This is a genomic window from Chloroflexota bacterium (assembly GCA_020850535.1).
Classification (GTDB): Bacteria; Chloroflexota; UBA6077; order UBA6077; family JACCZL01; genus JADZEM01.
The window spans coordinates 24,646-37,624 of record JADZEM010000013.1; the positions used below are offsets into that span (position 1 = coordinate 24,646).

Below are 12,979 nucleotides of genomic sequence, written 5' to 3' on the forward strand. Positions count from 1 at the left end.
AAAGGCCCTCACCCCCCGACCGCTGCGCGGCGCAAATATCGACTGCGTCGACATCCCTCTCCCTGTGCGCGGGCGAGGGGGAGACACACGAGACAGTGATTCTCCCCCTCGCCCGCGCACAGGGAGAGGGGGTCGGGGGGTGAGGGCCTCCAGCCTGGAGCACGGAACACGTGGTTAATCCGTCAGTCCTCATCAAGCCCCGACGACGCTGCACGACGCTGGCTACGACAGCATGCTTTGTGATCTGGGCGCTTAGCTTGCCCGGCGCAGCGCGATCATCCCATCGTCCATGCCGTGCTCGGCGTCGGCGTCGAGGTCTGCGCCGACGCCAGCGTGGAACCGCGTCACCAGCTCCTGCAGCAGCTCGGCGGTGCGGGCCAGATCCTCGGCCTGCTTCGCCACCGCGCCCTGCTCCTGACGGATGGAGTTGCTGACGAGCCAGACGCCGCCGCCCAGGAGGGCGGCAAGCGCCAGAAAGATGCTGCTCGCGGCGATGCTGATAGTCGATTGCTTCACGGCCATACTGGTCGCTGCGCCCCCTGCCTTGTTCGGCGACGGATTGGAGGCGTACACAGCCCCCGCGGCCCTGCAGGGCGGCCGCGCTGCTGGAGCTGCGCGGCCGCCACCGTTCCCCTACACGAACGCCGTGTACGATGCTCCCCCGAGCAGAACAGCGACGCAACAACGTGAGGATTATCTGGACTTGCGCGCACACTTGCAAAGATTCAGGCCGAAGCTCGCCCTCCCCGTCGCGTTTATGGCGTCGGCTACGGCTGGCCGGTCTCCCCGCCGTCCGAGCGCGGTGACAGCGACTGCAGCCGCGCCGCCGTCGCGCCGGCATCGACCGGCAAGGCGATGCCGGTGATCCACCGGGCCGCGTCGCTGACCAGGAAGGCGGCGGCCTGGGCCACGTCCCAGGCCGTCCCCTCGACCTGTAACAGCGTCCCCATGCGCCGGGCGTCGCGCAATTCGGGCGTCATCCCGCGCGAGGCGACCATCGGCGTGTAGACCGTCCCCGGGCAGATGCAGTTCACCCGGATGCCCTGCAGCGCGTGGTGGGCCGCCATGCTGCGGGTCAGCCCGATGACCGCTGTCTTGGAGGTCGGGTAGAGCAGGCTCGGGTGGCCGCCCAGCAGCCCCGATACCGACGACAGGTTGACGATGGCCCCGCCACCGGCCTCGATCATCGGCGGGATCGCGTACTTGGCCATCATCACCATCGACGTGACGTTGACCCGCATCGCGCGGTCGAAGGCGTCAGGATCGACCTCGACGGCGTTCCCGGGCGGTCCCGTGACGCCGACGTTGTTGACCAGGATGTTGACCGCGCCGTAGGTCTCCAGCGCCACGTCCACGACGTGCTTGCAGGATGCGGTGCTCGCCACGTCCGCCTCGACGATGATCGCCTCGCCGCCATCCTGCTCGACGATGTCGAGGGTGGCCTCGGCCCAATCCCGGCGCTCGTCTACCAGCACGACCTTCGCGCCTTCGCGGGCCAGCATGATGGCCGTCGCCCGGCCGTTCCCGACGACGGGGCCATCCGGGCCGGCCGTCCGTGAGCCAGCTCCGGTCACGATGGCGACCTTGCCGGCCAGCCGCTGGGCCTGGGGCATCCCTGGGTCGCCGGTCAGGGGCTGCCGGCGAGCGTTGCGTGCAGACTCCGGCGTGGACATGGCTTCGACACCTCCGTTGTGTCATCGTGAGCGCGGGGGCGGCTGTGTAACATGTCGCCTCCTTCGCAGCGTCTCAGAAGGGTACCGTGTCGCCGCGCGGTGCGTGCGCGGGCCGGCGGCCCCGCCTGAGCCGAACATGGTGATCCGCCGCGCCCGTTCGCACTGGTGTCCGGTCCCTCGAGTGGTCGGAAAACGTTAAGACACCGAATGGCAGTCGTAGAGCAGTGTCATGCGGTCGCCGCTGACCTGCTGCGTATCCAGAGTGCGAGGTTCGGCCAGGGCCATGACAGCGGCGGCGCTGCGGTCAGTCGTGGGGGCGTATTGTGTGCTGTCGGGCACGCTCCTGCTCGTTGCTCCGCACCGGCTCGTCGTGCAGCCGTCGATACTGCTGGAGGCCGGCCGGCCAGCCTGGGGACTGGCGTTCCTGCTGGTCGGCGTGATCCTGCTGGTCGAGAGCGTGTTGCCGCCGCCGCGCTGGGTCCGGCTGCTGGCGCAGGCCGGTGGGAGCGCCCTGCTCGGGTTGATCGTGGTGGGGGCTGCTGCTGACGGCCGCTGGATCAGCGTGGTTGGACACGCCACCATCGGCCTGGCGCTTGCGTGCGGCCGGATGCGGGCGCCCGGATTCACCTTGATGATTGTGGCCAGTGGCGTCTTTGTCCATGGGCTGCTGCTGCTCCTGTTTCCGCTGACGACGATCGCCCGTCTGCCGTCGATGCCCGCCGCAGGCGGGGCCGGAGCGCTGGGCGTCGGGCTGTGCTTCACGCTTGGGAGCAGCCTGCTCTTGCTGATGACCAGGGTCCGCGCGCCGCGCGCTCTCGACCTGGTGGCGCGTCTGGTGTTGGTGCTGGCCTGTCTGGCAGCCATCGTGTTCCAGTTGCGGATCGGCGCCTGGGCGAACACGCTGATCTACGTGGCGGTGATCGTCGTGCTGACCCCGCCGAGGGTCGGGCATGACATCGTGAGTCGTGTGGAGCTCTCGTCATTGCGGGCGCGGATCGGGGCTGGCCTGGCGCTGGCCGCCGCCGTACCCTTGATCCTGGTGGTCTCGGCGATCTCTGACCGGGACGAGCGCGCCAGTATCGAGCACGAGCTGGCCGAGCAGCGGAGCACGGCGCTGCTGACAGCCCGCGACCTGAGCAGCCGCCTCCAGGTCTACCGCGACATCGCGAATGGGCGGGCCTGGGGGCCGGCGCTGCTGGCCCGCCCGATCCTGGAGCAGCAGTCCGTCGTCTGGAATCTTCGCCGGGATCACCCCGGCCTCCAGACGCTCGCGACGTATGACGCGGGCGGCAATCCGATCGCCCGTGCGGACGATCTTCCGCTGCTGCCGCTCGACCCGAGCCTGCTGGCACGGGCGCTGGTCGCCTCAGAAGCGTTCGTGGAGGCGCAGGCCGAGCCCGGCGCGAACCGTGGCTCCCTCAAGATCGTCGCTCCGTGCCGCAACGTGGCAGGCGTCGTGGTGGGCGTGATCGTGCTGGGCGTGCAGCCGACCTGGATCGGCGATGCACTGACCCCCCACCCTCGGCGGATGGCGTACCACCCGTCGCTCGTCGACAGTGCCGGGCGCATCCTGGCTGAGGGCGCCCCGCCCGTGACGGTCCGCGATCCGTCGTGGTTCGAGGGGGGAGCGGCGCTCGCCTTGCGACATGGTGTGCTCGATGGCGCGCAGCTTGTAACGGATCGGGATGTGCCGTGGCTGATCGGCTATGCGGCCGTCCCCGGCACCTCGTGGGGCGTCGTCGTCGAGCAGCCCCTGGCGATGGCACTGGAGGACGCGCGCGAGCGGCGCGATCTCGCGTTCTTTCTGCTCCTGGGCGCGGCGCTCACCTCCGGGGTGATTGGCGTCTTCGCGGCCAACCGGCTGACGGCTCCGCTGGCGGTGCTGGGCGCTGCCGTCTCTCGGCTGGCCCTGGGAGACCGCTCAGCGCCGCTGCCGCGCTCCTCCGTCGCCGAGTTGGCCCGGCTTGGCGGCGCGTTCGGAGCCATGCGCGAGACGCTGGCAGCCCAGACCGTCGAGCGCGAGCGTGCCGAGGCTGCGCTCAGCGCCAGCATCGCGGAGGCGCGCGAGCTGGCCCAGGTGGCCAGCAATACCGACAACGCGGTGCTGATCCTGGATGCGAACCTTCATGTCAGGTGGGTCAACGCCAGCTTCACCCGCATGACCGGCTACACCCTGGAAGAGGTCCAGGGCCGGCGTCCAGGTTCCGTCTTGAGCGGCCCCAACACCGATCCCGAGGCGATTGCCGAGATGCGGCGGGCGGTGGCGCGGGGCGAGTCCTTCACGATGGAGGTGCTCAACTACCGCAAGGACGGCCGCCCATACTGGAACCGTATCGCGGCGCAGCCGGTCCGCGACGACACCGGGGCGCTGGTCGGCTACACCACCATCGAGATGGACGTGACCGAGCAGCGCCGGGCCCAGGCCATCGAGCGGGACCGGTACGAGATCCTTGAAGCCATCGCGCGGCACCGCCCGGTTGAGGATGTGCTGCGGCTCATCGTGCAGCTGATCGAGCGGCAGATGCCGGGCCGGCTCGGCTCGATCCTCCTGCTGAGGGACAACCACCTGTACCAGGGCTCCGGGCCGAGTTTGCCCATCCCGTATGTCCAGGCAATCGAAGGCATCCAGATCGGCCCCAATGTCGGCTCGTGTGGGACGGCTGTCTACCTTGGCGAGCCCGTGATTTCCGACGACATCAGCACCTGCCCGCTGTGGGAAGGCTACCGCGAGTATGCCCTGGCATACGGCTTGCGAGCGTGCTGGTCACTGCCGATCCTCTCGAGTACTCACGGCGTCCTGGGGGCGTTTGGCATCTACAGCCTCGCGCCGGCCGTGCCGGACGCGGCAGACCTCGAAATGGTCGAGGGTTTTGCCAACATGGCGACGATTGCCATTGAGAGCGGCCTGATGCTGACCGAGATGGCGCGCCGGCGCCAGGAGGCCGAGGCTGCCAACCGCGCCAAGAGCGAGTTCCTGGCTACCATGAGCCATGAGATCCGGACGCCGCTCAACGGCGTCATCGGCATGAGCAGCCTGCTGCTTGGAACCCCGCTTGGCGAGGAGCAGCACGAGTACGCCGAGATGATCCGGTCGAGCGCAGACGCGCTGCTGACCATCGTCAACGACATCCTGGACTTCTCCAAGATCGAGGCTGGCAAGCTCTCGTTGGAGGAGACAGACTGCAACGTCCAGCAGGTGTGTGAGGACGTGGCCGACCTCCTGGCTGAGCGCGCCCAGCGGGCCGGCATCGAGCTGTTGACCGTGGTCGATCCGCAGGTGCCGGCTGACCTGCTGGGTGACCCGGCTCGCCTGCGCCAGATCGTGCTGAACCTGGTGGCGAACGCCGTCAAGTTCACCACGCACGGGCAGGTGGTCACCCGCGTGCAGGCCGAACGCTTCGAGGCCGAGCGCGTGCTCGTCCGCGTCGAGGTTCAGGACAGCGGCATCGGCATGTCCGAGGATACGCTCAGGACGTTGTTCGCCGCGTTCACCCAGGCTGACAGCTCCACCACGCGCAAGTACGGCGGGACCGGGCTGGGGCTGGCGATCTGCAAGCGGCTGGTGCAGCTCATGGGCGGCGAGATCGGCGTGACGAGCCGAGAGGGGCAGGGCAGCCTCTTCTGGTTCACCGTCTCGCTGGCGCGGCGTCAGGCGCCGGTCTCGGATGCCGCCGTGCCTGACCTCGCCGGCCGCCGCGTGCTCGTGGTAGACGACCATGTGATTCGACGACAGGTGCTCCAGCAGCAGCTCGGCGCGTACGGCCTGCGGGTGACCACGGCCGGCAGCAGCTTCGCCGGCCTGGATCAGATCAGAATGGCCGCCAGGACCGGCCGTCCGTTCGACTGCGTGCTGATCGACCTGCAGTTGCAGGCCGTGGACGGGCTGGCGTTCGCCCGGGCGATTCGTGCCGACGCTGCCATCGCCGAGACGCGGCTGGCGCTCATGACGCCGCTCGGGCCGTCCCTGGACCGCGACCGGCTGGCGCCGCTTGCGTTTGTTGGGGTGCTGGGCCGGCCGATCCGCCCGTCAAGCCTCCTGCGCCTGCTCGAGGATGCGCTCTGCCAGGCGCCCCAACCGGCGGCGACCCCCGTGTCAGCACCGGCACCGGCTTCCACAGTTATCCCTGTAGCTGAAGCATCTTCACCCTCCTTTGACGTGTTGGGCACACAGGCCGCGCTTCGTCGTATCCTGGTAGCCGAGGACAACGCCGTCAACCAGCGGGTTGCTGTGCGACTGCTGGAGCGGCTCGGGTACCAGGTGGATATCGCGGCGAATGGCAGGGAAGCCGTGGACGCGGTCAGGCAGCGGCCCTATCTCGCCGTGCTGATGGATTGCCAGATGCCAGAGATGGATGGCTACGAGGCGACCCGAACGATTCGTGCCCTGGAGCGGGAGCTGCCGGCGCGGACCGTGGGCGCGGCGGCTGGTGGCGCGGCGGCGGATAGCTGCCCGCGCGTGCCCGTCATCGCCCTGACGGCCAACGCGCTCTCCGACGACCGCGAGCTCTGTCTCGCGGCCGGCATGGATGACTACCTGGCGAAGCCCGTGCGGCCCGATGTGCTGGCAGCGATGCTCGAACGGTGGGTGCAGCGAGCATCCGACGCTGAGCCGCCCGCGTACGACGTGGAGTCTGCACAGATGTGGGTAGCCGGGTGAAGGTGCTCATCGCCGAGGACGACGCCGTCTCCCGCCTGACGCTCCGCCGGGCCGTCGAGCAGCTGGGGCATGAGGTGCTTGTCGCCACGGATGGTGCGGACGCCTGGGAGCTGTATCGCCAGCACGACGTTGACGTGATCGTCAGCGACTGGCTGATGCCCGGCATGGACGGGATCGACCTCTGCAAGCGAGTCCGCGCGACGCAGCGCGAGACCTACACCTACTTCATGCTGCTGACCTCGCTCGAAGGCAAGCATCACTTCCGCCAGGGCATGCAGGCCGGCGCAGACGACTACCTCACCAAGCCGCTGGACCGTGAAGAGCTGCATGTGCGGCTCCAGGTGGCCGAGCGGGTCACCTCGCTGCACCACCAGCTGGCTGAGAAGACCCGTGAGCTGGAGCGGGCCAACTACGCCCTCGCGGAGAGCGCTCGCCGCGATCCGCTGACCGGCCTGGGCAATCGGCTCCAGTTGCGGGAAGACCTGTACCGGCTTCAGCGTTGGCTCGAACGGTACGGGCGCGGCTTCGGCGTCGCCCTGTGCGACGTGGACCGCTTCAAGCTCTACAACGACCGCTACGGCCACGTCGCCGGCGACGACGTGCTCCAGGCGATCAGCCAGGCCGTGGCCGCCACCATCCGCTCAGGCGACATGGCCTACCGGTATGGCGGTGAAGAGCTGCTGATCATCATGCCGGAGCAGTCTCCCGAGACCAGCGTCATCGCCATGCAGCGGGTCCGCGAAGCGGTGGAGCAACTGGCGATCCCCCATGCGGCCAACCGCCCGTACGGCGTGGTGACCATCAGCATCGGGCTGGTGGCCATCGGGCAGGGCGAGCAGTTGCCGTGGGACGTGGTGCTGAATCAGGCCGACACCGCCCTCTACCGCGCGAAGGCCGAGGGGCGGAATCGGGTGGCGCTCGGAGCCGCCGAGACGCTGGGGCTCGCCCCGAACCCCAACGTGCGGGTGGGCCAGTTCCCGCATAACCGCCAGCCTGACAACGGTGCGCCCGACGAGGCCTCGTCCGCCTCCTGACGCGGCGACCCGGAGTGGCTCACGCCGGAGTGGCCCGCGCTCGGTGGGGTGCGTCAGCCGGCTGTCGTGAACCGCGCCGCGCTGCAGGCGTCGATGTCCAGGCCCGTCTGTCCGGTCAGGATCAGGTCCGCCACGGCTTTGCCCATCCCTGGCGCAAACAGGATGCCCTTCGTGCCGGCGCCTGTGGCGACGTAGGCGCCGTCCCAGCCGGGGACCGGCCCCACCACCGGCAGATCGTCTGGTGCGATGGGGCGCAGGCAGGCCGTCTGCCGCACCAGCGTGGCGTTGGCGATCTCGGGCATCAGCCGGACGGCCGGCTCGTAGAGGGTCTGGTAGCCCCAGGCGCTGATCTCTCGGTCGAAGCCGGCCCGCTGCTGGGTTGAGGCCAGCCAGACCTGCCCGCCGGGCCGGGCGAACAGCGAGATCTCCGGGGTGACCACGTCGAACGGCAGGGGCGCGCCGGCGAGCTGCATCCGGACGATCTCCCCCTTGAGTGGCGAGATCGGCAAGGGCAGGCCGAACCACGCTTCGGCAGCGCCGGACCACGGACCCATCGCCATCACCACCGCGTCACAGGCCAGGATGGACCCGTTGACCTGCACGCCGGCGACCCGCCGGCTGTCCTGCACGAGGCCGGTCACGTCTCCCGAGACCAGTGTTGCGCCGAGCTTCTGGGCCGCCTCGGCCAGGGCCAGGGTGAAGCCCTGGCTCTCGACCACCCCGTTCCCGTGGCTCAGGAGCGCGCCGGCGAATGCGCCGGTCAGGCGCGGCTCACGCTGTCGAAGCTCGGCGGCATCAACCCAGCGGGCGCTGAAGCCCTCCGCCGCGTCGAAGCCGGCGGCCAGGGCCTGGATGCCTGGGACGGCGACCTCGTCCACGGCGACGTGGGCCATCGAGATGACCGTGTCGTGCAGGCGCTGGCTGCTGAGGCGTGCCAGCTCCGGCCACAGCTCGCGGTGCAGCCGGTAGGATGCCATCGCCAGGGCGGCCAGCGGCTCGGGGATGCCGTGGAGCGGGTTCACGCCCCCGGCTGACCAGCCGGACGCCCCGTTGCCGATGCCCTCGCGCTCGACGAGCGTGACGCGCGTGCCGGCGCGGCTGAGGTAGTAGGCTGTGGCGGCCCCCACCGCGCCCGCCCCAACGACGACGACATGCCGATCCCCGGGCTGGCCTGCGTGTGCGCCTGCGCTCATACGGTGACTCCCTCACGTCGTTGTGGCCGTCCTGCTGAACTTTTGCATATCCGCCGAGTTTCCGACAGGATGCGCCATCCCGCTGCGAGTACAATGAGGCCCGGTTCGTCTCACAAGCTGCGAGACGGGCTGTCGGAAGGCGGGTGGCATGGGGCGTGGTGGGCGGCAGGCAGGCGGCCGGGGAAGCCGTGTCAGGATCCTGCTCAGCGTGCTGATGAGCGTCGGGATCGTGCTGGCCGGGGTGGCCGTGCAGTCAGCGCAGGCAACGACGATCACGGTCAACGACGCGGGCGATGCCCTGGGCGATGATGGCAGTTGCACCCTGCGCGAGGCGATTGTCGCGGCGAACACCAATACCGCCAGCGGCCCATCCGCCGGCGAGTGCCTGGCCGGACAGGCCGCGCCCACCGTTGACCTGATCGTCTTCAACATCCCTGGCGGCGGGCCGCACGTCATCAGCCCGCTCACCGATCTTCCTCCCATTGTCGAGCCGGTCCACATCAACGGGTACACCCAGCTCGGCGCGTCGGCGAATACGCAGGCAGCGCTTGCAAATGGCAGTGACGCCGTCTTCCAGATCGAGCTGCGCGGGAGCGCCGGCGTGGCCCTGATCGGCCTGACGTTCAACGCCGGCAGCGGCGGATCGACGGTCCAGGGGCTGGCGATCACCGACTTCATCACGGGTGGCATCCAGGTGAACACCGGCGCGGACGGCGTCACGATCCAGGGCAACCTGATCGGGCTGGAAGCGCCGAGTGGCACGAGTGCGCGCGGGAACTACTACGGCATCCAGTTGTTCGCGCAGGCCCTGGTGGGCGGGACGGCCGCGGCCGACCGCAACATCATCTCGGCGAATGCCACGGATGGCGTCTCCGTCGAGGGCGGTTCGGGCACGCTGGTGCTTGGGAATCTGATCGGGACGGATCTCTCTGGCAACACCGGGCCCGGCAACAATTACGACGGGGTCTACATCACCGGTACGGCCACCAACGTCACCGTTGGCAACAGCACCATTGGGAACGTGCTCTCCGGCAATGGCTTGTCTGGTGTCGATCTGTATGGCGTCACGGGCGTCACGATGCAGGGCAACCTGATCGGCACGAACGGGGCTGGAACAGCCGCGTTCGGGAACGTTGACTCCGGCATCTACATCTACGGCTCCTCCACCGTCACTGTCGGCGGGACGGGCGCCGGTGAAGGCAATGTGATCTCGGCGAATGACGGCGCCGGTATCGAGGTGGGGCTAACGACCAACCTGACGATCCGTGGCAATGTCATCGGCCTCAACAAGGCTGGAACGGCGATCATGGCGAACAGTGGCCCCGGTATCTCCCTGGGAGTCATCGACGACGTGACCGTCGGCGGGAGCGCGGCCGGAGCCGGCAACGTGATCTCGGGCAACGACTCTGGCGGCATCCTGGTCTTCACGTTCACGGGGCTGGACAGCCCGGTCATCCAGGGGAACCGCATCGGCACCTCGGCTGATGGCCTGACGGCGCTCGGGAACGCCGATGTGGGGATTGGCATCTACGGGGACGGCGGCGGCACGCGGATCGGCGGATCTGGCGCTGGCGAAGGCAACCTGATCTCGGGCAACGACTTCGACGGGATCGACATCAGCGACACGGTGGGCGCGACCATCGAAGGGAACGTCATCGGGCTGAACGCCACCCAGACGGCCGCCTTGCCGAACGGCACGTCGATTGGCGGCGGCATCTTCATCTGCGGCTGCTCCGGTCCGGTCACCATCGGCGGGACGACGGTCGGCTCGCGCAACGTCATCGCCGGTAACACGGATGATGGCATCCTGTTCAACGGGGCCAGCGGGGTGAGCGTCCGCTCGAACTACATCGGGATCAGCAGCACCTTCACGACCTTCCCGAATCAGCGGGACGGCATCCGGCTGGAGAGCGGCAGCTTCAACAACGCCATCGGGGATGGCGACGCCAACCATTCGCCCATCATCGTCGGGAACGGCGGCGCTGGCGTGAACGTTGTTGACTTGCTGTCAGTCGGCAACGCAATCCGAGGCGGTCAGATCCGCGACAATGGCGGGCTGGGCATCGACCTCAACGACGACGGCGTGACCACCAACGATCCGACTGACGCCGATGGCGACGCGAACGACTCTCAGAACTTCCCCGTGGTGACGCAGGCGACCATCCTCGTCGGGTTCAACACGCAGGTCAGCGGCACGCTCAACTCGACAGCGAACAGCCAGTTCAAGATTGACATCTACTACTCCAGCTCTTGTGATCCATCAGGCTTTGGCGAGGGCGCAGGGCATATCGGCAGCTTCTCGGTCACGACGAACGGGTCAGGGCAGGCGACCTTCACCGACCAGGTAGCAAGCGCGATTGCGCCGAGCAGCCCGTTCATCACGCTGACGGCGACCAGCAGCAATGGGACCGGCAGCACGTCCGAGTTCTCGGCCTGCTTCACGGCATCGGCGGTCACGCCGACGCCAACCGTCACCCCGACGGCGACCCTCACCGCAACGGCGACGCTGACGCCGACGATCACCCCCACCGGCTCGCTCACCCCGAGCGCCACGCCGACTCCCACGCTGACGCCGACGGCCACCCCGACCGTGCCGCCGGTGCTTCCTGGCGGCGACGACAAGGGCGGTCCCCAGAGCAACAACCGGGGCCGTGAGAAGGAAGAGACGACCCAGCGCACCGAGGAGCAGCGCCAGAACGACCAGCGCACCAACCGCTACGGCCAGGATCAGTACCGCACCGAGGGGAATGTGGTGGACATCCAGACCGTCAACGGCGAGCCGGCCATCATCCTGGGGAACCGCGACGGCAACGTGGTGGTGATCCTGCGCTGTGGGAACAACTGCCCGACGGTGAAGATCGGCGACTACGTGACCGTCGAAGGCGAGAAGGAGCACGAGCAGCTCTACTACGCCGAGGCGGTGTCGGTGGAGCGTACGGGACGCTGAGGAGGCAAGCTGCGCCATGTCTGACGTGATCTCCGCCGAGACGCTCCTGGCGGCCCAGCAGCGCCCGCACGGCGCGTACACCGCCGAGTTGGCCCGCTTCGCGGCCGGCTTCCGCTGGTCGGATGCTCCAGCCGACGTCCGGGCGTTCACCAGGGGCATCGTGCTGGACACCCTCGGCGCGACGGTCGCCGCATCGTCCGGGCGGTACGGCCTGCGCGGCACGCTCGGGAAGGTCGTGCTCCAGCAGGGCGGTACCCCTGAGGCGACGCTCGTCGGGCTGGGCGCGCGGTCGTCGCTGGTGCAGGCCGCCCTCTACAACGGCACGCTGGCCTACTACTGCGATATCGAGGCCCACCACACGGGCGCGATTGTCCACGCGCCGGCCGTGGTCATCCCGGCCGTCCTGGCCGCCGCCGAGGCGCGTGGGGCCAGCGGCGAGGATGTGCTGGCGGCCGTGGTGCTCGGGATCGACGTGGCCTGCCGTGTGAGCTACGCCATCGGCCCGAACGCCCTCTATGCGCGCGCCTTTCACCCCAGCTCGGTCTGCGGCGCGTTCGGGGCGGCGGCGGCGGTCGGCCGGATCCTGGGTCTGGACGCCGAGCGGATGGCGAACGCCTTCGGGCTGGCGGCCAACCAGGCGGCCGGCCTGCTGGCCTGGGCCAGCGATCACACCGAGCAGTCGCGCCCGTTCAACCCCGGGCAGGCCGCCCGAAACGGTGCGACCGCTGCGCTGCTGGCCGAGGCCGGCATGGGCGCGCCGCGGCACATCCTCGATCCGGCCGAGAAGTACAACGTCTTCCGGGCGTGGTCCGTCACGCCGCGGCCGGAACTGCTGCTCGACGGCCTGGGCGAACGGTTCATGGTGCTGGGGCTGGCGGTCAAGCTGTACGCCTGTTGCGCCTTCCTCCACCCGGCCCTCGACGCCATCAGGGGGCTGGTCGAGGAGGACGGCATCGCGCCGGCCGATGTGACCGACATCACGCTGCGCTTCAGCCACTCCGGCCGCGCGATGATCGACCAGAACGAGCTGAAGTCGCACCGTGCCCAGTACATCCTGCCGACGGGCCTCTACAACGGCCAGATCGTGCTGGACGACATCCTGTTTGAGCCGCGGGACGCCCGCATCCTGGCGCTCGGGGAGCGGACGCGGGTGGTCGGCGACGACGAGCTTGAGCCGTTCTACCCGGAGCGCTACCCGTCGATTGTCGAGTTGACCACCCGAGACGGTGCCGTCGCCTCGCGGCGCGTGGACTGGCCGAAGGGCTACCCCGAGAACCCGGTCACGGACGCCGACCTGGAGCGGAAGTTCCGCCAGTTGACGGCTCCGATGATCGATCCGCGCACGGCAGACGGCATCGTGGCGGCGGTGGCCGGCCTGGAGCAGGCCGGCCGCGTGGACGCGCTGATGGCCCTCCTTGCCCACACCAGTTGACGGCTGTGTGGTCGGTCCTGGTGCGGTCGGTTCTGGTTTGTCC

7 protein-coding genes are annotated in these 12,979 nt (G+C 69.0%); 4 read left to right on the forward strand and 3 right to left on the reverse strand.

Going from position 1 to position 12,979, the window contains the following annotated elements; all coding sequences use genetic code 11:
• Positions 1–252: 252 nt before the first annotated feature.
• On the reverse strand, positions 253–522 hold the full coding sequence (locus tag IT306_01715; GenBank protein ID MCC7367106.1) for a hypothetical protein: 270 nt from the start codon (positions 520–522) through the stop codon (positions 253–255).
• Between the two features lie 245 nt (positions 523–767).
• Positions 768–1,613, reverse strand: coding sequence for a glucose 1-dehydrogenase (locus IT306_01720; protein MCC7367107.1), 846 nt, complete (start codon positions 1,611–1,613; stop codon positions 768–770).
• A gap of 385 nt (positions 1,614–1,998) precedes the next feature.
• On the opposite strand from IT306_01720, the gene IT306_01725 reads away from it, so the two are divergent.
• Together IT306_01725 and IT306_01730 are read left to right on the forward strand one after the other, a co-directional pair.
• Complete coding sequence (locus tag IT306_01725) at positions 1,999–6,330, forward strand: response regulator (protein MCC7367108.1); 4,332 nt, start codon at positions 1,999–2,001, stop codon at positions 6,328–6,330.
• A complete protein-coding gene (locus IT306_01730; protein ID MCC7367109.1) occupies positions 6,315–7,364 on the forward strand; it encodes a diguanylate cyclase in 1,050 nt (349 codons plus the stop codon). Before IT306_01725 ends, IT306_01730 begins: the two co-directional genes overlap by 16 nt.
• A 53-nt stretch (positions 7,365–7,417) precedes the next feature.
• Here the strand turns inward: IT306_01730 and IT306_01735 are convergent, their stop codons facing one another.
• Positions 7,418–8,557, reverse strand: a complete 1,140-nt coding sequence (locus tag IT306_01735; protein MCC7367110.1) for an FAD-binding oxidoreductase — start codon at positions 8,555–8,557, stop codon at positions 7,418–7,420.
• A gap of 208 nt (positions 8,558–8,765) precedes the next feature.
• On the opposite strand from IT306_01735, the gene IT306_01740 reads away from it, so the two are divergent.
• Both IT306_01740 and IT306_01745 read left to right on the forward strand, forming a co-directional pair.
• Positions 8,766–11,504, forward strand: a complete 2,739-nt coding sequence (locus IT306_01740; GenBank protein ID MCC7367111.1) for a right-handed parallel beta-helix repeat-containing protein — start codon at positions 8,766–8,768, stop codon at positions 11,502–11,504.
• Between the two features lie 16 nt (positions 11,505–11,520).
• Positions 11,521–12,936 (forward strand): MmgE/PrpD family protein, encoded by a 1,416-nt coding sequence (locus tag IT306_01745; GenBank protein MCC7367112.1) that lies wholly within the window; start codon positions 11,521–11,523, stop codon positions 12,934–12,936.
• Positions 12,937–12,979: the final 43 nt, after the last annotated feature.

Bases quoted from the DNA above. Each gene is read 5' to 3' on its own strand.
- IT306_01735 (MCC7367110.1), bottom strand. From the start codon at position 8,557: ATGAGCGCAGGCGCACACGCAGGCCAGCCCGGGGATCGGCATGTCGTC.
- IT306_01720 (MCC7367107.1), bottom strand. From the start codon at position 1,613: ATGCCCCAGGCCCAGCGGCTGGCCGGCAAGGTCGCCATCGTGACCGGA.
- IT306_01715 (MCC7367106.1), bottom strand. From the start codon at position 522: ATGGCCGTGAAGCAATCGACTATCAGCATCGCCGCGAGCAGCATCTTT.
- IT306_01745 (MCC7367112.1), top strand. From the start codon at position 11,521: ATGTCTGACGTGATCTCCGCCGAGACGCTCCTGGCGGCCCAGCAGCGC.